The organism is Desulfovibrio sp. An276 (assembly GCF_002159665.1).
GTDB classification, from domain to species: domain Bacteria; phylum Desulfobacterota; class Desulfovibrionia; order Desulfovibrionales; family Desulfovibrionaceae; genus Desulfovibrio; species Desulfovibrio faecigallinarum.
In genome coordinates, this window is the sequence record NZ_NFJC01000001.1 from 45,355 (window position 1) to 70,608 (window position 25,254).

The window sequence follows — 25,254 nt, forward strand, 5'->3', positions numbered from 1 at the left end:
GAGGTTTACCACATATGACATCCAATCTGAAACTGACCGATATATCCACCAAGGAAGGCCAGCTCATTGAATATGATCTCAATGACATTCCGGATCTTCCCCTTGATATAGAAAAGCTTCCCTGCAAGCCCTTCTCCGACAAGATGAAGGAAGACTACGCCTGCGATCTTCTGGACGGCGTTTCCGTTCTCAACATCCCCCGTCCGAAGAACGCCCTCGAGGAACAGGAACTGGTCGACAAGTTCCTTTCCGGCATGCGCAAGCTTTTCTCCACGGAGAACAACTGGACCTTCGTGAACATGCTCGAAGCCAGCATGGACACCTGCGCCCAGTGCAACTCCTGTTCCGAGGCCTGCCATCTGTACGAGATGAGCGGCGGTCACACCATGTACCGCCCCAACTTCCGCTCGGAAATCTTCCGCCGCATCTACCACCAGTACATCAAGAAGGAGCCTCTCGCCAAACTGCGTTACGGCGACATGCCCCTGAACTGGAAGACCGTGGTGCGTCTGGGCGAACTGGCCTATCGCTGCAACCTCTGCCGTCGCTGCGCCCAGGTCTGCCCCATCGGCGTTGACAACGGCCTCATTGCCCGCGAAATACGCAAGATCTTCAGCCAGGAACTGGGCATCAGCCCCCAGGAACTGCACACCAAGGGCACCGAACTGCAGATGCAGAAGGGCTCCTCTACCGGCATGACCCCCGAAATCGTGAGAGACAACGTTGAGTTCATCGACGAGGATTACTCCGAAATCACGGGCGTTGGCATCGAGACCCCCTTCGACAAGAAGGGTGCGGACATCATGCTCATCCACAATGCCGGCGAAATCATGGCTTGGCCCGAAAACGTGGCAGCCTTCTCCCTGATCTTCAATGCCGCAGGCCTGAGCTGGACCATGTCCAGCCGCACACTGGGCTACGACGGCGTGAACTACGGCGTCTTCTACGACGACGCCCAGACCGCCCGCATCGCCATCCAGCACATGGAGGCAGCAAGGGAACTCGGTGTCAAGAAGATCGTCATCGGCGAATGCGGCCATGCCACCAAGGCCCTGACTGTCATTGCCGACCGCGTCGTTCCCTACGACATGCAGGTGCCGAGAGAAACCTGCTACGTGACCCTGCGCGACATCATCAAGCAGGGCAGGCTGAAGCTCGATCCCTCGCGCAACAACTTCCCCGTCACCCTGCACGATCCCTGCAACGTTGTGCGCCTCATGGGTGTTGTGGAGCCCCAGCGCGAAATCCTGCGCGTCATCGCTCCCCAGTTCAGGGAAATGCCCTGCAACGGCGTGCACAACTACTGCTGCGGCGGCGGTTCCGGCTTTGCCATCATCACCCGCAACAACACCAACGTCTGGCGTACCAACATCTCCGGCCGCAAGAAGTTCTGGCAGATCAGCGAAGCCTTCAAGGAATGCCTCGGACCCGAGACCAAGAAGTACATCTGCGCTCCCTGCTCCAACTGCAAGGGCCAGATCCGCGACATTCTGGAAGAGAACGACCTCTACACCAAGAACAGCTTTGCCTACGGTGGCCTTGTGGAACTCATCGTCAACTGCATGGTTGACGTGAACCCCGGCTACATCAAGTGGGAAGGTGAAGAAGAGTACTAGTCGACTGTCCAAAAGTTGACACAAAAGTCTCAAGGGGGGCATTGCGCAAAACGCGCAATGCCCCCTTTTTAGTGCAGAAATCCGGTCTTGTGTACCGCTCCCGGCCTGCAAATTGACGGCCCTGGCAAATGGACTTATTTCTCTTTTCGTCCCTGCGCCCCATGCCCTGAAGGCAGCGGCCAGGGTCTGACAGAGCATAACGGACAAGTGGCGGTGCAGTATGAGCGAGGACAGGAAAACAAGAAATAGTGCCCGGGACTCCGGCCTTGAGGGCAGCGCAGACAGAAAAGGGTCTGCCGAAAATATGGAACAGGGCCCAAGGCTTGACGGGCAGGCGGCAGCCATCCTTGCCAGGGCAAACAGGGAGGAAGGGACAGCTGCACAGGGACAGCAGTTTGTGACCGATCCCCTAAGGCCCTCCAACGTGGACTTCATGCCTGGAATATTGCGCTGCATGTCCATTCTCCTGCGTCTCAAGGGCGTCATTGTCTCGCCACAGTTTCTCATGGCAGGCCTCAACGGCAGCCATGTGACACCGGAAGGCTGCCTGCGCGTTGCCCGCAAGGCTGGCCTTGCAGGTCGCATTCTCTACCGTCCAAGGCTCGAGGACATTCCTGCCCTGACTCTTCCCTGCATCCTGCTCTTGAGCAACGATCGCGCCTGCGTGCTTGTAAGCAAGAAGGGCGAGCACATCCAGGTCATCTTTCCTGAAACGGACAATGCGGCCCAGAACGTTCCCCTTGAGGCCCTGAAGGGCGAGTACAGCGGCTATGCGCTCTTTGCCTCTGTGGAAAGCAAGCCCGACGAGCGCACAAACGCGTTTACCATTGCCAGGGGCAAGCGCTGGTTCTGGGACGTTTTGCGCTACTACGCGCCCATCTACCGCCACGTGGCCCTGGCAAGCATTGTGACGAACCTCATTGCCGTGGCCACTCCGCTCTTTGTCATGAACGTGTACGACCGTGTGGTGCCCAACGCGGCCATGGAAACACTCTGGGTTTTGGCCACCGGCGTGCTCATTGCCTACATCTTCGACTTTGCCCTGCGTTCCATGCGCGTCTATTTCGTGGATGTGGCTGGCAGAAACGCAGACGTTGTCCTTTCGAGCACGCTCATGAACAAGGTGCTCAGCATGCGCCTGGACAACAAGCCGGAATCCACTGGAGCCCTTGCCAACAACCTGCGCGAATTCGAGCAGCTGCGCGACTTCTTCAGTTCCTCGACGCTTCTTGCATGCATTGATGTGCCCTTCCTCGCCATCTTCATCATCTTCATAGGCATAATTGCAGGACCCATGTGCCTTTTGCCCATCTGCGCCATACCTGTACTGGTCGGCCTTGGCATAGCCATACAGGGCCTTGCCCGCCGCAGCGCCGAGGCCTCCTACAAGCAGAGCATGCAGAAAAACGCGCTGCTTGTGGAGATAGTCAACGGCCTTGAAACCATCAAGTCGAGCCAGGCGGAAAGCCGCATGCAAAGGCTGTGGGAAGCCATTGTGGGACTCTCGGCCAAATCCAATTCCGAGTCACGCAAGTTCAACAACCTGGCAGTCAACGCTTCGCTTCTCATAACACAGTTCGTCTCTGTCATACTGGTCATCTGGGGCGTGTACCGCATCGAGGAAGGGCTCATGACCATGGGTGCGCTCATTGGCGCAAACATCCTCCTTGGCCGCACCATGGCTCCCCTCATGCAGGTGGCGTCCCTGCTTACCCGCGTGCAGAACAGCCACGTGGCCCTGAAGGCCCTGGATCTGCTCATGGCCCTGCCCTCGGAAAACGAGGCCGAGAAGACTCCCCTGGATTTCGGCATGCTGCGCCCCTCCCTGACCCTGGAAAAGGTGAGCTTTGCCTACCCCAAGGCCCAGCGCCTTGCCCTCGATCAGGTGAGCCTCCACATAGAGCCCGGCGAGCACGTGGGCATCATAGGCACCATGGGCTCAGGCAAGAGCACCCTCTCAAGGCTGCTCACAGGTCTCTACCAGCCCAAGGAGGGAGCAGTAAAGTTCGGCGGTGTGGACATACGCCAGTTTGCCACCTCCGAGCTACGCAGCCGCGTGGGTGTCCTTCCCCAGGACGTTGTGCTCTTCTACGGCACCATACGGGACAATATAGCCCTTGGGGATCCCACCATCAACGATCACCTTGTCCTGCGCGCGGCAAGCATTGCAGGCGTAACGGACTTCTTGCGCAACAATCCTGCAGGATTTGCTGCCCAGGTGGGCGAACAGGGCAAGGAACTCTCCGGAGGTCAGCGTCAGGCCGTTGCCCTGGCAAGAGCCCTTGTCCACGATCCGGAAGTGCTTATTCTGGACGAGCCCACGAGCAACATGGACACGGACTCCGAGCGCCTTTTGCAAAGGCGCCTGGCCCAGATAGCAAGGGGGCGGACACTCATCCTCATAACCCATCGCCTGAGCATGCTGCGCCTTGTGGATCGTCTCATCATCCTGAAGGAAGGGCGCATTGTCTACGACGGCCCGAGGGATGCCTGCGAGCTCTTCCACCCCAAGGGCCAGACTGCCCCCCAGACGTCCAACGCCCAGACTCCCAATTCCCGGGCGCTCCATCCCCAGGCTGCGCAGCGCACGCAGCCCGAAGCGCACGAGCAAAAGCCGGCGCAGGGACCGAGAGTCCAGACAGCGACAAGACCTGCACAGGGAAGCGGGCAGGCAGGAACGCGGCTCCAGCCCAAAATCCTTCGCACACAGCCCAATGTGACGCCAAAGCCTGGAACTTCCAGGGAAAATACGCAGGATAGTCAGTCATGAGTGAACAGACAAGCAAAGCGCGAGGCACCCGCTACCAGGGCATACGCGGAGCCTCGTCTGCTGCAAGACTAAACAAGTTTGCGGGGCAGGGCCTGCAAAGGCCAAGCCTTGTCCTGCCCCCCAAAAAGGACGAGGAAGCAGGAATCAGCCCTGCCCCAAACCAGGACAGGTTTGCTGCGCCAAGGGAACAGGAAGGCGCACTCCTCGTCCCCTCGCTGACCGAAAAGGAGCAGACTGCAAGCCCCTCCGAAGAGCCCCTGGGACAAGGCGGAAGTGCCGTGCCTGTTGCCAACATCTTTGCCGCTGCGGAGAGGATGGAAAAGGGTCCTCTTCCTGCAACCCCTGCCCAAAGTGCCCCGCCTGCGCAGCCACCGCTCTCCCTCGAACAGGCCAGGGCCCAGGCCTATGCCCAGCACCTTCCCACAAGGCGTCCCTTAAATGCGCCTTCTGCCCCAGGCCAAGGTACCCCTCAAAAAAAGGATATTGCCGCGGAATCTTCCAATGTCCGGGGCTTTCTCTCCTTCCTCCTCTCCCTGGTGCACAAGAGCAAAAACGAACAGACCCCGGATCGATCCCTGGCAAGCCTTGTGGGCGACCTTGTGAAGGGAAAGCGCCAGCAGGGACAGGGGGCGCGCAGCACGACCATGCAGGGACAGGGGCTTTTCTCTGCCCTCGACGCCCCCTTGCAGGGACTGACCCCGGACGACATAGAGTACGCGGGTGACGTGGACGCAGCCCTTAGCCGCAGGCCAAAGGTCGGCGCGCGCTTTATCTCCACTGTCACCATCGTCTTCTTTGCCATTTTGCTTGTCTGGGCTGGTTTTTCCAAAATCGACGAGGTCACCCATTCCGAAGGCAGCGTGGTAGGCTCGCAAAGCACCCAGACCATATCCAACCTCGAGGGCGGTATATTGCGCGCCATGCTTGTTCGCGACGGCTCCACTGTGCAAAAAGGCGATGTCATTGCCCAGATAGACAATGAAATGGCAGCCTCCTCCTACAGGGACGCCATGCAGCGCAGCATGGACAACGTCTTTGCCCTCATACGCCTTGAGGCTGAACTCAAAGGGGAGGAGCCCGTCTTCCCACAGGACCTCTACGCCTGGGCTGCGGACTACTTTGGCACAAGGCCCGATGCATCCATCATGCAGCAGGCCCAGCAGATTGTGCGCGACCAGAAGAGCCTTTGGACATCGCGCAAGGAACGCTTTGAAGTGGACAGAGAGGTTTTGAACAACCAGCTCATCCAGCGTGACCGCGAGATCCAGGAGCAGACAACGCACAGGGAGCAGCTTCAGCAAAGCCTGAGTCTTGCCAAACAGCAGCGCGACGCTGCCGAACAGCTCGTGCGCAGGAACAATTTCTCGCGGCTGGAGTTTTTGAACATGGAATCGCGTGTGGTCGAACTGCAGGGCCAGATCGATATGCTCGGCGCCTCCATTTCTAGGGCCCAGGCTGCAGCTGCCGAGGCCAGGCATCGCATCGAATCCCACGTGGCAGAGTTCCGCAACACCATCACCGAAGAAATCAACAAGCGGCGCGTGGAGCTCACCACCCTGCAGGAAACCCTGGCCGCAGGCGGCGATCGCGTGACCAGAACGGATGTGCGCTCCCCTGTGCGCGGCATAGTGAAGCAGATCTACATCAACACCATTGGCGGTGTTATCAAGCCCGGCGAGCCCATACTGGACATCGTGCCCCTGGACGACACCCTCCTTGTGGAAGCCAGGGTCCGCCCCCAGGACGTGGCCTTTTTGAGGCCAGGCCAGAATGTCATGATCAAGGTCACTGCCTACGACTTTTCCATCTACGGCGGCCTCGAGGGCAAGCTCGAACAGATCAGTGCCGACACCATCGAGGGCAAGCAGGGCGAGTTCTACTACCTTGCCAAGATACGGACCTCCAGAACCTATCTGGAGCACAACAACGAGATCCTGCCCATCATTCCGGGCATGATCGTGCAGGCGGACATTCTCACAGGCAAGAAAACCATCCTGCAGTATCTCATGAAGCCCATTCTCAAGGCCAAGCAAAACGCCCTCACGGAACGCTAGATATGATCACATTCAAGGGAAAATCCGGACTTCTCCTTGCGGCATCATTTGTCCTCGCCTGCCTTCTGGCGCTCTGGGGTCTTGTTTCTCTCTGGGAGGACAGCAACAGGGGAAGCACCCTCTACCTGACCCGGGTCATAGGCGAGCTCGAAAAGAGCCAGGACACCATGGAGAGGGTCTGGGTCAGGGATTTTGCCCAGTCCCTGCGTGTCCTTGCGGACAACAGCACCTTCTCGACCTTCACAAGCAGGGTGAGCGGCATGGGACTTGGCAGAGACGTGCTCTTTTCGCTCACAGGCAGGAGCGAGGAACAAAAATCCATGCTGGCCCTGCTCGCGCAAAGGCGCAGCGCAGAGGAAATGGAAAGGCTGCGCTCCTTTGCCGCGGACGCAGATGCCATGCGCACACAGCTTCGCGAACTGGCAGACCGCTACAACTTCATGGCAGCCTACCTCTTCTCCGTGGAGGGCATGCCCTGTCTTGGTACCACCACCTTTCCTGCCAGATTCCTCGATATTTCCAAGACCATTGTGCCTGGCATGCAGGGCAGCGCCAACCCGGCCCTCTCGCTGCCCGCCTACGTGAGCGAGGACAAGCTGTGCGTGGACATAGCCGTCCCCATGGTGCTCACGGACAAGCGTAATGTGCTGACCTACAATGTGGGCATCCTGGTCGTGACCATTGACCTTGGCGACGCCATGGACAGGGTACAGGCCGCCTTGAGCGAGAAAAGCAGCGTGCGCACCGCAGTCCTTGAACTGCAGCCAGACGAAAGCCTTGTGGCACTCTCGCGCACGGGCACGCAAAAGGTCACCCTGAAAGAACTTGCCGCCACCGAAAGCGGCATAGCCTTCGGCCTCTACCGCATCCCGGGGCTTGGAAGCTCTGTCTACAGTGTGGGAAAACGCTTTTTGACCACTCAGCTCTTCCTTGTCTCTGCCCTGCCGGAACAGGCTGCGGAACTTGCGGCCCCCAATGCCCAAAGGACAGGTCTTGTGGCAACCTGCCTTAAGGCCGTAGTCCTGCTCCTTGCCCTGTTCCTCTTCTGGCTTTTTGTCTTCAGGCAGCGCGAACGGGAGATAACAGAGAAAACAAGGAGCGAGGCAGCAAGAACGCTTCAGCAAGGTCAGGTCCTGCAGGCCGTGGACAGTGGCATGAACCTTGCCATGGTGTGCACGGACTTTGACAGGAACATCCTTCTTGCCAACACAAGCTTTGCACACCTTGCGGGCAGGGAGGAGACGGGGAGCCTTGCCCATCTTACCACCAACGATCTTCCCCAGGATCTCTCCGCGGATATTGCGCAAAGGACAGCCCTCATCTGGGAAACGCCCAGGGCCATGGAAGGCGAGACAAGACTCTGCGAGAAGGGCGTGTGGCGCAGCTTTCAGGTGCTGGCAACGCCCTACATCGATGAGGACGGCTTTCTTGCTGGCGTCATCCTTGTCTACAGGGACATGAGCAACCGCCTTGCCCTGAGAGAGAGATGCGAACTCATGGTCGAGCAAAATGCCGCTGCACTGCACAAGATTGCCGGCATTCTGGATCCCCACGCTGGCAAGATTGCCACATTGGTTGCGGACATAGCCCAGATTGTTGCCGAACTGGACAACGACAAAAGCAAAAAGACAGCACAGATCCTCTCCCTTGCAGGCAGGCTCTTCCTGTTCGGCAATGCCACGCGCAAGAGCAATCAGATTCTGTTGGGCACAGGGGACACAAGCCGCAGGGTAGCCATCTCCCTGGCAGGTCTTGACTTTGCCGGTCTGCCCGTGCAGGAAACCGTTTCCGACATGTACGAGCGTCTGGACGGGTCGGGCTTTCCGCGCCACCTGAAGGGCGAGGAAATTTCCAAACCAGCGCGCTACCTCGGCATAGCAGAGGAAGTGTGCACCATCATGCATCCCAGGGAAGGAGCCTTCCCCGAAGATTGGGAAAAGGCCCTTGCCCCCATTCTGGACACAAAACGTTTCGACCCTGCGGCTTCAAGGCTCTTCCACTATCTCAAGAGCCCCCAGGGTCAGAAAATCCTTCTGCGCCTGCGCAGAAAGTAGACCCCGCAAACAAAAATCCCTCCCCCCTGTCCCCAGGGGTGCACATCAAGGAATATTCATGCAAGCACCAGTCTGGCTGCCTGTCTGGCAGGCTGCAGCCTCACTTTTGTCCGTCGCAACCGAGGCGGCGGTAGTTCTGCCCTTCATGGCTGCTCTCTGCCTCTTTCTCGGGCGCAGACGCCTGCGCTCTGCCATGGCAGGGTGCGGCGAGCTCTTTGTAACCATTGCCCTTGTCACTGCCATCTTCGGCCTCATTGACATCGCTGGCCACGGCTACGTCTCCTTACGTGCCCTGCCAGCAGCCATGCCGCAGCTTGTCCCCTCCCCCTTCGAGTTCACTTCCCTTCCCTGGCGCTCCACAATCACAAGCTTTGCAGCCTGGAGCTGCGGCATTCTCCTTCTTCTTGTCGCGCGCAGAGTGGCACGTCCCTTCTTTCAGACAGCCCTTGTGGACATGGATGAGGATTCTGCGAAAAAAATCGACAAGTGGGCAGTCTGGGCAGGACTGTTCGCGTTTGCGGCCTGCGTCTGCTTCTTTGCCACCCTTGTCCTGCGCAACTGGCCCTTCCTTGGCCTCCCCTACCAGATGACCAGGGAGGCAGCCATCTCCATCCTTTTGCAAAACGCCTGGCGCGAGTCGTGCGCAGCCCTCATGCCTGCCGGCGGCCTTGCCGTTCTGGCTCTCTTCTTGCGGTTGCCAGGGCTCTCGGCCTCGGAACGGAACAGGGAAAGGGAGATGAAGTCCAGGGAAGTCATTCCCGGCACGGCAGAGGAAATCCGCCCCTTGAGCGACAAGGAAGTGGCCGAACTGCGCATGGCCCTGGCCTTTGCTCTGGCTGGCGCAACCTTCCAGCTTCTGGACGCAGGCTTTGTGGCCTTTTCCTCTGCAGCCCAGATGGGCTTTGGCGGCTACTCGGCCCTGCTCCGCTTCGGGCCCTTTCTCGTGACAGCAGGATCCCTTGTCTGCTGGGCCTTCCTTTTTGCCAAACCGACCAGAACCAAATTCCTCCTGGCTCTCTTGCCTGTCCTGCTCATCCTCTTGCGGGCTGTAGCAGGCTTCTAGCCAAGGGCTTTGCCACACAATGAAAAATCGGGCGGCTCCTCTTTTGAGGATCCGCCCGATTTTCCATGTCCAATGTATGTAGGCTCTACTTTTCGCCGTCGTGCCAGCCAAGGAAGATGCGGTAGGCATCGTTGTCCGTCTCGTTGACGTAGGGGTAGCCCATGAGGTGCACGCGCTCAAGGAAGGCTGCAAACTTGTCTTCCTTGTCTTTCGGCACATCTATGCCCACCAGCACGCGGCCAAAGTCCGCGCCGTGGTAGCGGTACTGGAAGAGGGTGATGTTGAAGTCCATGTGCATGGCATCGATGAAGTTCAAAAGCGCGCCAGGGTGTTCCGGGAAGACAAAGCGGTAGAGCTTTTCGTTCTTGATGTTGGGCGCATTGCCGCCCACAAGGTGGCGTATGTGCAGCTTCGCAAGCTCGTTGTTGCTCAAATCCATGATGCCGAAGCCGGCCTTTCTCAAATCATCCAGCACTGTCTCCTTGGCGTCTGCGCTGCCAAGGGAAAGGCCGAGAAGCACGTGTCCGCGTACAGGATCCGAGAAACGGGTACAGACTTCGGTAATGTTGCGCTTGCCAATGCAGTGGATGAGGGTCCTGAAGGAGCCTATCTTTTCGGGAATGTCCACGGCAATAAGGGCTTCGCTGGCCGAACCGATGGCTGCGCGATCCGTCACGTAGCCAAGGCGGTCGAAATTCATGTTTGCGCCACTCACTATGGCCACAAGGCGTGCCCCGTGCAGGTTGTGCTCCTTCGCGTAGGCCTTGAGGCCAGCCAGGGACAAGGCTCCCGCAGGCTCTGCCACTGCACGTGTGTCCTCGAAGATGTCCTGGATGGCGGAACAGATGGCGTCCGTGTCCACAAGAACAATGTCATCCAGGCAGTCGCGGCACAGCTCGAAGGTCTTCTGGCCCACCAGCTTCACTGCGACACCGTCCGCAAAAAGCCCCACCTCGCGCATCTCCACAGGCCTTCCGGCTGCAATGGAGCGACGCATGTCGTCGCTGTCCACAGGCTCAACGCCAATGACCTTGACCTCCGGGCGCAGCTGCTTGATGTAGACGCTGACGCCAGCGGCCAGGCCGCCGCCACCAATGGGCACGAAGACAGCGTCCAGGGGGCCGGGATTCTGGCGCAAAATTTCCATGGCAATGGTGCCCTGGCCGGCAATGACTTCCTCGTCGTCAAAGGGAGGAATGAAGACTGCTCCTGTTTCCTCTATGAGCTCCCTGGTCTTTTGGGCGCAGTCACTGAAGGATTCGCCAGAGAGGACCACCTTGCCGCCGAGGCGTTCCACTGCGTGGACCTTGATGGCAGGGCTTGTTTCAGGCATGACAATGGTGGCCTCGCAGCCAAGGTGCCTTGCGGAAAGGGCAACGCCCTGGGCGTGGTTTCCGGCCGAGGCAGCAATGACACCACGCTTGAGCTCATCACTGGAGAGCTGCGCCATCTTGTTGTAGGCGCCGCGCAGCTTGAAGGAAAAGACGGGCTGGGTGTCCTCGCGCTTCAGCAAAACAGTGTTGCCCAGACGTTTTGACAGGGTTTCGGCCTTGTCGAGAGGTGTTTCGCTGGCCACGTCATAGACGCGACTAAGCAGAATCTTTTTGAGGTAGTCGTTCATCCCCATACGAAAATCTCCACTTGTCCGGACCCTGGGTACGGACATGGTTTGCAAGTGCAGCACTAATGAGGGGAATTTTCTAGCCCTATCTTGCGCAAAGCACAATACACGCCAAGGGGATGGTCGCGGGATTTTTGCACCTTTCGCACATGCTCAGGCCTGCTCCCTTTTCTCCAGCTGGATACCAGCCTGCCATTGGGCGCTCGCGGGCTCGTCCGGCATCACAATGCCATAGTACGACTTGTAGAGCTGCTGGGCCTGGTTATCGCCTATGAGATAGATGACGTCGTCTCTTTTCAGCTCGAAGTCCGCAGGAGGATTGATGCAGGAGGAGCCGTCCCTGCAGTGTACGGCAAGGACAGAGCAGTGCGTGTTGTTGCGTATGCCGCTGGTCTTGAGCGTCTTTCCAGCCAAAATGTCCGTAATTTTCGAGCGGAAAACGGCAAGGCGCTCGTTGAGCATGAGCACGCGATTTGGCGAGAGCAGGTTAATCACAGTGGCGGAGATGAGTGAGGCCAGCGAGAGCACAAGGTCAGCTCCTGCAAGGTGCAGGCCGTTGACATTCTTGTCCAGGGAAGCCCGGCTGATGATCTGAGCATCCGGCCTCAGGCTCCTGCAGTAGATGGTCAGGTATATGTTGGCGTCGTCGTCGTGGGTGGTGACAATGATGGAGGGAGTGGTCCTGATGCCTGCCCGCTCCATGAAGGAGAGATCCGAGGCTTCGCCGCAGACAACGGGAATTTCCCCGCAGTCTATGTCCTTCTTGCGGTCTACGATAATGGCGTTGATGCCGCGCCGCGCAAGGCTTCTGGCCACAGCTACACCGACCCGGCCTCCGCCAATGATGATGGTTGGGGGCTGTTTGGCCGCGGTTTCCTCGACAGGCGTGCTCAGCATGCGGTTGAAGGCGTTTACTTCCTCGGCCGTGCCTGCCACCATGAGCACCGTGGAATTGCCAAAAATCGTATCCGGCCTTGGCAGGCTGAAAACACCCCTGGTCCAGACGCCCACGACGCTCACGCCAGCGTCCTCGCGGATACGGCTCTGCCACAGGGTCTTGCCTGCCAGGGGAGTACGCATGACAGGGGCCTCGGCCAGGACCAGGCGGCCGAAATGGCCGAGAATGCTCACTCTGCGACTCGGATGGATGACGCGCCTTGCCAAAGCCTCGCCAAGAAGGCTGTAGAAATGGAAGCAGTGGGAACAGCCTGCCATACGCAGTATGTCCCTGGCCTCGAGCTTTTCCACACCAGCGACTATGTTGAGGTCAGGCGTTGCCTCGTGGGCCGAAAAAACAATGTTCGCACTACGTATGTCCGAATCCATGACTACCAGGGCTGCTGCCCTGTCGGCCTGCAGCCTGCGGTAGGTTTCCTTGTCATCGTATTCGCCAAGAACAGCATTGAGGCCACGGCCCATGAGCTGCAGGGCGACCTGCATGTCGCCGCACAAGAGAAAAGCCTGCATGTCGTAGCGGGCAAGAGATTCGGCAAGGTTCAGGGCTATGGGATTTGTGCCGGCTATAAGGACGTGTCCGGTTGTTGTCTGCGGCAACGATCTTGGCACCATTTCCTTTTTCTGCTTCTCCATCCAGGGAATGTAAAAGTGCTGCAGAAAGGTAAAGGGCAAGAGAATGAGGAAAAAGATGATGCCGGAAACAAGAACAACAGTGGAAAAGATTTTTCCCAGGTCCGAAGTAAAGGTGATGTCGCCAAAGCCCAGGGTGGACATAACCGTAAAGGTCCAGTAAAACCCGGTAAAAAACGAGTATTCCCTCCCCTCGTAGAGCATCAGCCAGTGAAAGAGGAGAGAAAAGATGACAATTTCGGCAACAAGAACCAGCATGAAGCGGACACAGACGCGCCTGTGACTTTGCGTCCTTTCCGGCTGGATCAGATGGACGAGAAATGAAACCAGGTATTTGAACACGTTGTTGCCCCTGAAGCAGAAAGCCTGCCTGCAGCCAAGGTTGCGGCGTTTGGATTGGTGCCCCGCACACGCAGGGCCCGTTTCATTGTAGACCCGCTTGCACCCTTTTTCCAGCTCCCGGAAAAATATTTGCTAACCGTCTTGAATATCAGATTATTTTTACAAATAGCGAACACTTCCGGAATTTGGGTTCTCCCTCTGGACAAAGCCTGCGGAAAAGGGCAACCTGCCTGAGATTGCCGAGAAAATGCCGGGAAAGGATTTTGCTCCTGCGGCAAGAGGCTTGGCATAGCCCTAAACAAAAACTCTCAACGCCTCGCATTTTGGGGGAGTCATGAATACAGCAAGAGAAATGGGCGTCCTGGCAAAGGAGGCCTCCCGCAAGCTTGCCTGCGCAAGTCCCAAAGCCAAGTACGTCTTTTTGCAGAACATGGCCCGTCTTCTGAACGACCGCAAGAAGGACATTCTTGCTGCGAACAAAAAAGACATAGAGGAGGCCACAAGCATTGGCATGGACAAGCCAAGGCTCGACAGGCTCACTCTAACCCCGGCCATTATCCAGGACATGCACAAGGCATGTCTGCACGTGGCGGACATGCCCGATCCCATTGGCGCCATGGAAAGGCAGTGGCAGCAACCCAACGGCATCCTGGTGGGCAAAATGCGCATTCCCCTGGGCGTCATCTGCATGATCTACGAGGCCAGGCCCAATGTCACCGTGGACGCGGCCATTCTCTGCCTCAAGGCAGGCAATGCCGTCATCCTGCGCGGCGGAAGCGAAGCTCTGAACTCCAACCGCGCTCTGGCAGCCCTCTTGCGTGAAGCCCTTGCCTCCGCAAATCTTCCCGAAAATGCTGTGCAGCTCGTACAGTCCACGGATCACGCTATCGTGCCTCAGCTGTGCAAGCTCGATGAATACATTGATGTCATCATCCCCCGCGGCGGCGAGGGTCTTGTGCGCATTGTGACCGAAGCAGCCACCATGCCTGTGCTCAAGCACTACAAGGGCGTCTGCCATGCCTTTGTGGACGAGTCTGCAGACCTCGATATGGCCCTGGACATTGTCTACAACGGCAAGGTGCAGCGTCCTGGCGTATGCAATGCCTTGGAATGCCTGCTTGTCCACGAAAAGGTGGCCAGGGACTTCCTTCCCATGGTGGCCGAAAAACTCGGCTGCGCCGGTGTGGAATTTCGGGCAGACGAAGCAAGCCTGCCCCTTCTTGGCGAGCACGCACGCGCACTTCATAGCGACGATCTCGGCATGGAGTTCCACGACCTTGTTCTGGCAGTGTGTGTAGTAAAGGATCTGGACGAGGCCCTGGCCCACATAGCCAAATACAATTCCAACCACACGGACATCATTGTCACCAACGATTACGCCAACGCCACCCGCTTTGTGCGCGAGGCAGACGCTTCCATGGTGGGCGTCAACGTCTCCACCCGCTTCAACGACGGCGGCCAGCTCGGCCTTGGCGCGGAAATAGGCATTTCCACCTCCAAGCTGCACGCCTATGGTCCCATGGGTGTCACTGAGCTCACCACGACAAAGTTCGTGGTGACAGGCCAGGGGCAGGTCCGCGACTAGGGCTGCTCCATGGGTGCCATTGCACTTCTTGGCGGCAGCTTCAACCCGCTGCACGTTGGACACCTGCGCCTTGCCATAGAGATTCACGAGGCCCTTGGAAGGGAAATCTCGAGGGTCGACATCCTGCCCGCTGCCCATCCGCCACACAAGGCCGAATCCCATGTCCTGCCCTTTGATGTGCGGGTCCACCTCATACGCGAGGCAGTTGCCCCCTACCCCTGGCTTATCTGCAATACCATGGAAGGGGAGCGCTCGGAGCCGTCCTACACATGGGATACGCTGAGGCTGCTCTCGCAAAGGGAAGGAGGCAGAGAAATCATCTTTGTGCTGGGGAGCCCTGACTATGCACAGCTCTCCAGCTGGTACCACGGCCTGGATCTTCTGGAACGCTGTTCCTTGCTGGTGGCTCCCCGCGGCTTCTACAGCCGGGAGCACTTTGTCGAGGACACAAGGCGCATGTGGCCAGACGCAAGCCTATCCGCACCCATGACGGATACGGGCATTACCATGACCTGCGGCGCAGCCAGGATTTTGTTCCAGCCCCTGCCCTGGCTTGAGGTCAGCTCCTCGCTCATCCGCGAGCGCTGGCTTGCGGGGCGCTGTATAGACTACCTTGTGCCCAGGGGGGTTGCCCTTGCTCTTGAGGAGCGCAGGGACGAGATACGCAGACTCTGGAGTTGAAAGAGCCTTTTTGTTCTGCTTTGGCGAACATTGGGGAAAAATTGTCTTTTTTCATATTCCAACTTCAGACTTTGTGATGTTGTACACAAGCCCCTCTTGCCAAAATATCCTGTAGTCTTTATATTCAAGACAAAGGAACATACAGGCCATCTTCTGCCGCATAAGGACTTTTGGCACAAGGTGGATCCTCACCCCAACCTATAAGCACCTGGAGAAAAACATGGCAGCCACTATCAAGAAGATTCTTTGTGCAGTGGACCTTTCCGACCATAGCGCTGAAGTTGCAGAATATGCAGCCTTTTTTGCAAGCAAGTGCGGCGCTGAAGTTGAAGTTGTCTATGTTGCCCCTACCTTAAGCCAGTACACCGGCTTCAAGATCCCCCAGAGCGACATTCACGCCTTTGTGGGCGAGATTGTCAGCGGCGCCCAGGCCAGCATGAATGGCTTTGTGAGCCAGCATTTCGAGGGTGTCCAGGCTACCGGCGAAGTCATGGTTGGCTATGCCTCCGATGAAATCCTTGCCAAGGCCAAGAAGGACGGCGCGGATCTCATCATCATGGGCACGCATGGTCGCAAGGGCATTGACCGCATCCTCTTCGGTTCCGTGGCTGAAAAGGTCGTGAAGAACTCCACTGTTCCTGTTCTGACCATCCGCCCCAAGGCCTAGCAGCGCAGAACACGCCCCGGAGCCTTTAGGGGGCTGAACAAGAAATTTTGACAAAATCAAAATTTTTTGTTGACAGACAGGTTCCTTTCCCTTACATACATTCCTGCGTTACGTCTCCATCGTCTATCCGGTTAGGACAGCGGCCTCTCACGTCGCTAAGAGCGGTTCAAATCCGCTTGGAGACGCCAGAAATTTCGATGCGCCGACTATCCCTCGGGATTATCGGCGCATGTTTTTAGGATCTGTCTCCAAGACAGTTCCTACTGTGCGGAAGGGTATCGAAGTTGGCCGTAACGAGCTCGACTCGAAATCGAGTTGTCCTGGTGACAGGGCACGTGGGTTCGAATCCCACCCCTTCCGCCAGAAAATGCGCACAACAGCGGTTCTTGTATGACATAAGTGTCTGCAAGAACCGCTTTTTTGTTGGCAGACGGAAAAGTCAAAAAAGTGTAGCACTGAAAAAGACAGCCCAGACATCACACGGGAAGAAGAGAGCCCAAAAACGTAACATTCGCGTATCCATTCAGTCACCTCTTCAGAAAGCGATAATCGCTGCAGCCCCAGAAACGTTCTGCCTCATTTGCCTGCAGCAGGTTGAGCTCCATAACATGGCTTAACTACGCGGTTTTGAAGCAAGGCCAATTTCTGCCTACCCCAAAAAAAAGGGCTTTTTCTTGTCCAAATGGACATATGACTGATATGGATACACTTTCGCAGCAATGGCGGGAGAGCATATCCACAGTCGCCGCGCCTGCGACACTGGACAAAACACAATTTTTTAAAGAATAACATATTGTTATGTAATTACAAAGTAAAACGCTCTTGAATAGATGCAAGAAGTATACTAGTTGAACATTCAAACAGTTTTTGTTTCAGGGCCCTTCAGTCTCTGGGCCGAGCGCCACACGGCAAGACTGTTGTCACGAGAAGCATGACATTTCCACATCAATCAACCAATCATCCAATCTCTGTTCCCATCCTGCAGGAGTTTTTATGGACGCAGACATAAAGGCTGTCTGGCTTGACGAAAGCGACATCGAACAGCACGCACACAGTTGCACAGTGGAAGATCAGGTCAAAATTCGCGAAATCCTTGCAAAGGCTAGGGAAATGCACGGCCTTGATCTCGACGACGTGGCCAGTCTTCTGGCTATACGCTCACCCATGCTTCGCGAGGAGCTCTTCGACACGGCAAGGGCTGTGAAAGAAGAGATCTACGGCAAGAGGATCGTGCTCTTTGCACCGCTCTACTTCTCCAACATCTGCTCCAACGAGTGCCTGTACTGCGCCTTCCGTCGCAGCAACAGTGAAGTCACCCGCAAGGCGCTCAGTATGGAGGAAATTGCCAACGAGACCAAGATATTGCTGCGCCAGGGACATAAGCGCCTGCTTCTCGTTGCCGGCGAGGCCTACCCCGGTTCCGGCATAAGCTATGTCCTTGATGCCATTGACACTGTCTATGGAGTGCGCGAAAACGGAAGCTCCATTCGCCGCATCAATGTGAATCTCGCACCCCTGTCCGTGGAAGATTTCCGTCAGCTTAAAAAACGCCAGATAGGCACCTTCCAGCTCTTCCAGGAGACCTATCACAGACCCACCTATGCCAAAATGCATCTGGCAGGCCCCAAGAAGGACTTTGACTGGCGCGCATCCAGCTTCGACAGGGCCATGCTGGCAGGCATTGATGATGTGGGCATGGGCCTGCTCTACGGATTGTACGACTGGCGCTTCGAGACCCTGGCCCTGCTCACCCATATCCGCCATCTCGAAGACAGGTTCGGGGTTGGTTGCCACACCATTTCCGTGCCCCGCATCGAACCTGCCTGCGGTTCGGACATTGCCTCCGCTCCGCCCCATGCCCTGGCAGACGAAGATTTTCTGACCCTCATTGCCACCCTGCGCCTGGCAGTGCCCTATACGGGCATCATCCTCTCAACGAGGGAAAACGCTGCCACCAGGAACAAGGCCCTTGAGCTCGGAGTCTCCCAGATTTCCGCTGGCAGTCGCACTAATCCCGGTGGCTACGCGGACGACGAGCGCTTCGAGGCAGCCCAGTTCCAGCTTGGCGACCACAGATCCCTTGCCGAGGTCATAGAGGATCTTGGCCGCAACGGCTACATTCCTTCCTTTTGCACGGGCTGCTACCGCCTGGGGCGCACTGGCAAGGACTTCATGGATCTGGCCAAACCAGGGCTCATCAAGCGCAAATGCGCTCCCAATGCCCTCTCTACCTTCGAGGAGTATTTGCTCGACTATGCCACTCCCGAGGCCAGGGCTGCCGGCGAGGACGCCATAGCCCGCCAGCTTGCAAGCATGGACGACAAGGTCCGCCAGATCTCCGAGCGCCTGCTCGCAAGAGTTCGCAGCGGCAGCCGTGACGTCTACTGCTGATCGTCTCCCCATCCGCTCTCCTGGCCACCTCTTTTGCCGCCCCGTTCCTTTCGATATTACAGATTTGGAGACCCCATGCCCCAAAAACAAAATACTGTCTTCCTCCTGCGTCTGGAGGTCATCACCCGCCTTGCACGGCTGTTCTGGGAGGGGAAGTTGGTCGACGAGATCGACAAAATCCCCTACCTCATGCGCCCGAGGGACTTTCAGGAGCTGAGCCGCTGCTGTCTGTACAAGGACAGGGCCATCCTGCGGGAGCGCCTGCTGGCCCTGATGGGCTTTCGTCTGGAAGAGCATCCCGACGACAGCATTCCCTTAAAGGAATTTGCAAAGGAAGCCATCAAGACACATTCGCCCAACTGGCCTTTCCTCACGGTCTGCGACGTTGCCTGCCACAGCTGTGCCAAGACACGCTACTTTGTGAGCGATGCCTGCCAGAGCTGTGTGGCCCGCACCTGTGTCTCTGCCTGCCATTTTGGCGCCATCACCATTACAGGCGGCAGATCCCACATTGATCCCGCCACATGCCGCAACTGCGGCATGTGCCACGACAACTGCCCCTACCAGGCCATTGTGCACCTGAGCGTGCCCTGCGAGGCAGCCTGTCCCGTGCAGGCCATGCACAAGGGGACGGACGGTCGGGCAGAAATCGATTTCGACAAGTGCACAAGCTGCGGTCGCTGCATGCGTGCCTGTCCCTTCGGCGCGGTCATGGAGCGTTCCGAGGTGCTGGACGTACTCCTTGCCCTGACGTCCAAGGCGCATGTCACCGCTCTGGTGGCTCCTGCCATTGTGGGCCAGTTCAAGGGAGGGCTTGCGCGCATCGTGACTGCCCTGAAGACGCTTGGCTTTGACGAGGTCATCGAGGTGGCGGCTGGCGCAGACGTAACCAGCGAGCGCGAGGCTGCAGAATTTGTGGAGCGCATGGAGCGCGGGGAAAAGTTCATGACAACGTCCTGTTGTCCGGCCTATGTGGAGGCCGTGCGCAGACATGCCCCGGATCTGCTTCCCTATGTGTCCAGCACGGGCACACCCATGCACTACGCAGCGGAAATCTCCCGCAAGCGTAGATCCGATACCATCAACGTCTTCATCGGCCCCTGTGTTGCCAAGCGTACCGAGGGCCTCAACGATCCCCTGGTCGACCTTGTGCTGACGTTCAGCGAAATCTGGGCCCTGTTTGCCTCGAAGGATATAGATGTCGAGCAGTGCGATGAGGCCGATCTTGAGCTGCCCAGCGGTGCAGGCAGGGGCTATGCCATATCCGGCGGCGTGGCTGCGGCAGTGAAGCAGAGGGTCGGTGACAGGTACGAGGTGAAGCCCATTTACATCAACGGCCTCTCCCCCAGGGCGCTCAAGCAGATGCAGGGCTATATCAGGGGCAAGTGCCCGGGCAACCTCATCGAGGTTATGACCTGCGTGGGCGGCTGCGTGGGCGGTGCCGGCGTTGTGGCTGAGCCTGCTTCGGCAGCACGCCTTGTGGACCGCTTTGCCATGAGCACCCCTGGCAGTGCGCCCAGGGAAAACCAGCCAGGCAAGTAGCAGTATTGAACAGGAGAGGGTGGCGCACGTGCCACCCCTCTTCCCCTCTCATGCGACAGGCCCGACATCATGACAGAACACGACATTCTGGAATTGCTCCGTCTGCCCTTGCCAAAACTGCAGGCCCTTGCTTCGGAAGAGCGCAGCAAAGGCAAGGGCAGCCATGTCTTTGTGCGCGGACTTCTCGAGTTTTCAAGCCTTTGCCACCGCAACTGTCTCTACTGCGGTCTGCGCAAACAGAACACGAGGCTGGAACGCTATACGCTGACAAGGGAACAGCTCCTCTCCGCAGCCGAGGCTGCCTACCGGGCAGGAGTGGACACCTTCGTGTTGCAGTCCGGCGAATGGGACCATGATCCCAAAAAACTTGCGGACTGCATAACTACCCTGAAGGAGCGCTTCGGCCTGCCTGTCACCCTGAGTGTCGGCGAACACAAAAGGGAGGACTACGCCCTGTGGCGCAGGGCAGGTGCGGACCGCTATCTCATCAAACACGAGACAGCATCGCCCGAACTCTATGCCAGGCTCCACCCGGGCTACACGCTTGAGGAGCGAGTAGGCGCCCTGCGCACCCTGGCCGAACTAGGCTACGAGACAGGTTCGGGCTTCATCATAGGCCTGCCGGGCCAGACCCTGGAGCTTCTGGCAAGGGACATCCTGCTGGTACGCAATCTCCATGTGGCGATGTGCGGGGTTGGCCCCTTTGTGCCCCAGAGCGCAACACCCATGGCTAAAGTTCCTGCCGGAAACGTAGAGCTGACATTGCGTGTCATAAGTGTGCTGCGCCTTATCCTTCCCTGGGCCAATCTTCCTGCCACCACCGCCCTTGCCTCGCTTTCTCCCGTGCAGGGACAAAGGGACGGCCTGCTTGCCGGAGCCAATGTGCTCATGCCTTCCTTTACCCCACAGGAGCGCCGAAAATCCTACACCATCTACGACAACAAGGCCCAGGTAACCATGCAGGCCGTTCGCGAGGCCATAGCACAGGCAGGCCTTGCGCATACCCTCGATGAGGCCATGGCCGCACGAACACAAGGTTCGGCCTTGTAGGACGCAGAACAACGGACAGACAGTTTTCAGACAGTTTTCAGACAGTTTTCTGAAATGATGAGGAATGATGCGCCATGACAAAACACAGTGAAGCCACCCGCGCAAACAGACTGCACATAGGTATCTTTGGTCGCTGTAATGCCGGCAAGTCCACCCTCTGCAACGCCTTGAGCGGCCAGAATGTGGCCCTTGTCTCCCCCGAACCCGGCACTACAACCGACCCTGTGGAAAAGGTCATGGAAATGGCCCCTTTGGGGCCTGTTGTCCTGCACGACACTGCAGGCCTCGACGACACCGGCAGTCTTGGCGAGGCGCGGGTGAAAAAGAGCCTGGAACAGCTGCACAGCGTGGATCTCGCCCTACTTGTCCTTAGCGACACCCTATGGGGCGAGCCGGAGGAACAGGCCGTGGCGGCCTTTGCAAAAGCCCGCATTCCCTTTGGCATTGTCTGCAACTGCCGTTCAGAAGAAGCCAGGGCAAGGGCGGCAAGCCTTGCCACAGGAGACGTGAAGCCCGAGCATATCGCAGTGGTGAGCAAGGAAGATGACGGGGATAGCCTTGCAGGCCTTGACGCAGTGAGAAAACTGGTTGCAAGCCTTGTGCCCCAAAAAGCCGAGCCCCCCATGCTCGCAGATCTGCTCCCGACACCGGCAGCGCGTCTCGTCCTGGTCTGCCCCCAGGACAGCGGAGCGCCAAGGGGCAGGCTTATCATGCCCCAGGTGCAGGCCATACGTGATGCGCTGGATGCCAGGGCCCTGTGCCTTGTCTGCACGGAAAAACAGTATCCGGATGCTTTGGCCTCCTTCGGCAACAATGTCCATCTTGTGGTCTGCGACAGCCAGGTGGTGCACACTGTTGCCAAAAACACTCCTCCCGACATTTTGCTGACAACCTTCTCCATCCTGATGGCAAGGCTCAAGGGCGATCTCGAACTTCTGGTGCGGGGTGCATGGGCCCTGACCACGGTGCAGCCAAACGACACTGTACTCATACAGGAAGCCTGTTCCCACCATGCCCAAAAGGACGACATAGGCAGGGTCAAGATCCCGAAACTTCTTGCCAAACTTGCCGGAGGCCCAGTGCACTGTCCCATGCTGGCAGGCAGACACTGGGCTGACTACGAGGGCAGCCCCAAGGCTATTGTGCACTGTGGGGGCTGTGCTCTGACGCGCAGGGAAATGAACGCCCGCTTGGAAGAGGCACACGCAAAAAACATCCCCATGACCAACTACGGCATGGCCATATCCCTTGCACAGGGTCTTTTGCACCGCACACTCGCTCCCTTCCCAAAGGCTCTTTCCCTGTGGCAAAGGCTCTCGGGCCAAAAGGGATAGCGAAAGCAGAGGCTGTCCAGCAAGACCATAAGGACAGGACAAAGAACAGCCTGACTGATCAACCACGGGACAGAATGCGACCTTCCTGCAAACGTTGCCGCAGCAAACCCACATATTTTTGCTCAAATGAGCAAAAATATGTTGTTCATGTCTTGACAAATCCATTGGTCGGCCTAAATTATGCGCAATTGAGCAAAACAACCAGGAGCAACCATGGCAAGACCCAAAAATTGCCGCTACGTGGAGCAAGCCCCGAACGCCTGCTACTTCAAACCCTGCGGTATTCCCTTTTACCAGCTGGACGAAGTCAGGCTCAGCGTGGAAGGCCTTGAGGCCCTGCGCCTGTCGGATATAGAGGGGCTGACAGCCACCGAGGCAGCGCTCAGGGTCAGGGTTTCCCGCCATGCTTACGGCCGAACTCTGGCAGAAGCCAGAAAGGCCGTTGCCGAGGCCCTTGTTCACGGCAAGGCCCTGCGCATAGAGGGCGGATCCTACGTTCTGCTCCGAAACGGACACAGCTGCTTTCGCAAAAGGAGGCCTGACAATATGATTATAGTTGCCATTTCCAGCGAAGGACCGACCCTGGAAGACATGGTCGACTCCCGCTACGGACGCGCCGGAGGCTTTGTACTGGCAAGCTTCGCGGACAATGATCTGACAAGGGAGCCGGAAATTGCCTACCTCGACAATGGCGACGCCCAGATCATGGCCCAGGGCGCAGGCATAGCCACGACCGAGCATCTGTGCAACGCAGGTGTCACGGCAGTCCTCAGCGGCTACGTCGGCCCAAAGGCCTTCGAGGCCCTGGAGGCTGCAGGCATCAGCGTCTACCAGGATATGGACAACATGACCGTGGGGCAGGCCCTTGCAAGGTTCCGCAACGGGGAATGCACCAGGGCCAGCGCCGCCAACCACGAAAGCGGCATGCCCATGTAACAAAAGGGAGTGGAAGCCCATGCGCATTGCCATAGCCAGCGGCAAGGGTGGAGCAGGCAAGACATCTGTGGCGGCCTCCCTGGCAAGGGTCTGGCCCGCAAGACACATCATGGCCGACACCGATGTGGAGGCCCCAAACCTGCACCTTTTCCTGAAACCGGACATCAGGGAAAGTTCGACCATATCCCTGCCCATACCCGTGCAGATCGATGACTCCTGTACCAAATGCTACAAGTGCCACGACATCTGCCACTACGGGGCCATTGCCAAATTCGGAGCCAATCTCAAGCTGTTCCAGGACATGTGCCACGCCTGCGGCGGCTGCTTTGCCGTGTGCGAGACTTCTTCTCTCACAAGGGGCGAGCGACAAATCGGTCAGCTGCACATGGGCGCCCTTTCCGATGGCACACCCTGGCTTTCCGGAGCCACGCGCATTGGCGAGGTCATGACACCTCCCCTTCTCAGGGCACTTTTCAAGAGACTGACCCATCTTGAGCAGGAAGTTGCCGACGAAGAGCTACCGGACGTAATCCTGGACGCTCCTCCGGGAGTGAGCTGTCCGGCTGTCACAGTGGGCAGCCACGTGGACGCCATCCTTATGGTTGTGGACTCCTCGCCCTTCGGCCTGCACGACTTCAAGCTGGCCCATCAGGCCTTTGGCAAGCTTGACCGTCCCCTGGCCTGTGTCCTGAACAGGGCGCAGATGCCGGGCAATGCAGGCGGCGATACCAGAGTGCGCGACTACTGCGCAGAACACAATCTTCCCCTTCTGGCAGAACTGCCCTTCGAGCGCGAGGCAGCCGAGGCCTATTCCTCAGGCAGACTCCTGGCCGATATTTCCCCTGCCTGGAGCGAGCGTTTCGAAAACCTGGCCCAGGCCATCAGGCAAGAATTCGGTCGAGATTCCGGGAGGTCGGCATGCGCGAAATAGTCATCATCAGCGGCAAGGGAGGAACAGGCAAGACAAGCCTGTGCGCTGCCTTTGCTGCACTCGCGAAGAACGCTGTCCTGTGCGATCTCGATGTGGACGTGCCGGATTTGCACATTGTCCTTGACCCAAAGGACGGGGAAAGCAACCTCTTTCTTGGCGGCAACAAGGCTGTGGTGCAAAAAGACGATTGCGTAGGCTGCGGCCAGTGCGCTGAGCTTTGCCGGTTTGACGCTGTCGTAATGCAGGACGGCACAGCCAGCATAAGCCATCTCAATTGCGAAGGGTGCGGCGTGTGCGTGGCCCTGTGCCCTGCCAAAGCCATAGACTTTCCCGAGGCCAAGTGTGGCGACTGGTACATTGGGGAGACACGCTTCGGCCCCTTCCTGCACGCTGTCCTTGTTCCGGGACAGGAAAATTCCGGAAAGCTTGTCACGCTTTTAAAGCGCGAGGCAAGGGAGCTTGCCAAGAAGACCGGGCGCTCAACCATACTCTGCGACGGTTCCCCTGGCATAGGGTGCCCTGTCATAAGCTCGCTCTCCGGAGCCACCCTGGCAGTCGCAGTTGTGGAGCCAAGCCTTTCCGGCAGACACGACTTTGATCGCGTAGCCAAGGTGTGTTCCCACTTCAGGGTGCCCATTGGTGTCATCATCAACAAGGCAAACATCAACCCGGAAGAAACCGCGCGCATCATGACATACTGCGAAGAAGAGGGACACACTGTGCTCGGCACAGTTCCCTTCACAACGGACATCACTGCTGCGACCATCAAGGGCAAGGCTGTCACGGAAACGGACTCCGAACTCGCCCGGACACTTTCCTCGATATGGGACAAAATCGATGCCCTGGCAGATCTCAAGGCCAGGGAAAGATTGCAGCTGAGAGGCTTCGGCCTCTAGCCCCATACAAAAAACGCGCCCCCACACACAAAAAAGAGGGGGTTCGCGCTTGCATATTCGGCAGCTGGCATCTTTTGCCAGCCTTTTCCCCAACCCCAAATCATTTCAGGAGGTCCGTGAGCCAAACCCTTCGG

17 protein-coding genes and 2 tRNA genes are annotated in these 25,254 nt (G+C 57.9%); 17 read left to right on the plus strand and 2 right to left on the minus strand.

Annotated elements, in window-relative coordinates; translation table 11 throughout:
- Positions 1 to 14: 14 nt before the first annotated feature.
- The 5 genes from B5F76_RS00235 (at position 15) to B5F76_RS00255 (ending at position 9,557) form a co-directional block, all read left to right on the plus strand.
- Positions 15 to 1,616: a (Fe-S)-binding protein gene (locus tag B5F76_RS00235; RefSeq protein ID WP_087349507.1), complete on the plus strand. Its 1,602-nt coding sequence runs from the start codon at positions 15 to 17 to the stop codon at positions 1,614 to 1,616.
- A 220-nt stretch (positions 1,617 to 1,836) separates the two neighbouring features.
- The gene (locus B5F76_RS00240; protein WP_204218281.1) at positions 1,837 to 4,386 is read left to right on the plus strand and encodes a type I secretion system permease/ATPase; all 2,550 of its coding nucleotides are present in this window, start codon (positions 1,837 to 1,839) and stop codon (positions 4,384 to 4,386) included.
- Complete coding sequence (locus B5F76_RS00245; RefSeq protein ID WP_239406898.1) at positions 4,383 to 6,440, plus strand: HlyD family type I secretion periplasmic adaptor subunit; 2,058 nt, start codon at positions 4,383 to 4,385, stop codon at positions 6,438 to 6,440. Before B5F76_RS00240 ends, B5F76_RS00245 begins: the two co-directional genes overlap by 4 nt.
- Before the next feature lie 2 nt (positions 6,441 to 6,442).
- Positions 6,443 to 8,494, plus strand: coding sequence for an HD domain-containing phosphohydrolase (locus B5F76_RS00250; RefSeq protein WP_087349509.1), 2,052 nt, complete (start codon positions 6,443 to 6,445; stop codon positions 8,492 to 8,494).
- Positions 8,495 to 8,552: 58 nt separating this feature from the next.
- Positions 8,553 to 9,557 carry a hypothetical protein gene (locus B5F76_RS00255; protein WP_087349511.1) on the plus strand — a complete coding sequence of 335 codons (1,005 nt, stop codon included), beginning with the start codon at positions 8,553 to 8,555 and terminating at the stop codon, positions 9,555 to 9,557.
- An 85-nt stretch (positions 9,558 to 9,642) separates the two neighbouring features.
- On the opposite strand, the gene ilvA is transcribed toward B5F76_RS00255, so the two are convergent.
- Positions 9,643 to 11,184: a threonine ammonia-lyase, biosynthetic gene (gene ilvA, locus B5F76_RS00260; protein WP_342633794.1), complete on the minus strand. Its 1,542-nt coding sequence runs from the start codon at positions 11,182 to 11,184 to the stop codon at positions 9,643 to 9,645.
- A gap of 147 nt (positions 11,185 to 11,331) precedes the next feature.
- Positions 11,332 to 13,107, minus strand: a complete 1,776-nt coding sequence (locus B5F76_RS00265; RefSeq protein ID WP_239406899.1) for a potassium channel family protein — start codon at positions 13,105 to 13,107, stop codon at positions 11,332 to 11,334.
- Positions 13,108 to 13,441: 334 nt separating this feature from the next.
- Here B5F76_RS00265 and B5F76_RS00270 point away from each other — a divergent pair, with 334 nt between their 5' ends.
- The 12 genes from B5F76_RS00270 (at position 13,442) to B5F76_RS00325 (ending at position 25,120) form a co-directional block, all read left to right on the plus strand.
- The gene (locus tag B5F76_RS00270; protein WP_087349513.1) at positions 13,442 to 14,692 is read left to right on the plus strand and encodes a glutamate-5-semialdehyde dehydrogenase; all 1,251 of its coding nucleotides are present in this window, start codon (positions 13,442 to 13,444) and stop codon (positions 14,690 to 14,692) included.
- 9 nt (positions 14,693 to 14,701) lie between these two features.
- Positions 14,702 to 15,373 (plus strand): nicotinate (nicotinamide) nucleotide adenylyltransferase, encoded by a 672-nt coding sequence (gene nadD, locus B5F76_RS00275; RefSeq protein WP_087349515.1) that lies wholly within the window; start codon positions 14,702 to 14,704, stop codon positions 15,371 to 15,373.
- 220 nt (positions 15,374 to 15,593) lie between these two features.
- Entirely contained in the window at positions 15,594 to 16,040 is a 447-nt protein-coding gene (locus tag B5F76_RS00280) for a universal stress protein (RefSeq protein ID WP_087349516.1), read from the plus strand.
- A 112-nt stretch (positions 16,041 to 16,152) separates the two neighbouring features.
- Positions 16,153 to 16,228, plus strand: a tRNA-Glu gene (locus tag B5F76_RS00285).
- 81 nt (positions 16,229 to 16,309) lie between these two features.
- A tRNA-Ser gene (locus B5F76_RS00290) sits at positions 16,310 to 16,403 on the plus strand.
- Between the two features lie 630 nt (positions 16,404 to 17,033).
- Complete coding sequence (gene hydG / locus B5F76_RS00295; RefSeq protein WP_087349518.1) at positions 17,034 to 18,431, plus strand: [FeFe] hydrogenase H-cluster radical SAM maturase HydG; 1,398 nt, start codon at positions 17,034 to 17,036, stop codon at positions 18,429 to 18,431.
- 75 nt (positions 18,432 to 18,506) lie between these two features.
- The gene (locus B5F76_RS00300) at positions 18,507 to 19,973 is read left to right on the plus strand and encodes a monomeric [FeFe] hydrogenase (RefSeq protein ID WP_087349520.1); all 1,467 of its coding nucleotides are present in this window, start codon (positions 18,507 to 18,509) and stop codon (positions 19,971 to 19,973) included.
- Between the two features lie 69 nt (positions 19,974 to 20,042).
- Positions 20,043 to 21,023, plus strand: a complete 981-nt coding sequence (hydE, locus tag B5F76_RS00305) for a [FeFe] hydrogenase H-cluster radical SAM maturase HydE (RefSeq protein WP_087349522.1) — start codon at positions 20,043 to 20,045, stop codon at positions 21,021 to 21,023.
- A 74-nt stretch (positions 21,024 to 21,097) separates the two neighbouring features.
- Positions 21,098 to 22,357, plus strand: a complete 1,260-nt coding sequence (gene hydF, locus B5F76_RS00310) for a [FeFe] hydrogenase H-cluster maturation GTPase HydF (RefSeq protein ID WP_087349524.1) — start codon at positions 21,098 to 21,100, stop codon at positions 22,355 to 22,357.
- A gap of 213 nt (positions 22,358 to 22,570) precedes the next feature.
- On the plus strand, positions 22,571 to 23,293 hold the full coding sequence (locus B5F76_RS00315) for a DUF134 domain-containing protein (protein ID WP_087349526.1): 723 nt from the start codon (positions 22,571 to 22,573) through the stop codon (positions 23,291 to 23,293).
- Positions 23,294 to 23,312: 19 nt separating this feature from the next.
- Positions 23,313 to 24,224 carry a nucleotide-binding protein gene (locus tag B5F76_RS00320; RefSeq protein WP_087349528.1) on the plus strand — a complete coding sequence of 304 codons (912 nt, stop codon included), beginning with the start codon at positions 23,313 to 23,315 and terminating at the stop codon, positions 24,222 to 24,224.
- The gene (locus tag B5F76_RS00325; protein ID WP_087349530.1) at positions 24,212 to 25,120 is read left to right on the plus strand and encodes an ATP-binding protein; all 909 of its coding nucleotides are present in this window, start codon (positions 24,212 to 24,214) and stop codon (positions 25,118 to 25,120) included. The genes B5F76_RS00320 and B5F76_RS00325 overlap by 13 nt, the downstream gene beginning before the upstream one ends.
- Positions 25,121 to 25,254 lie beyond the last annotated feature (134 nt).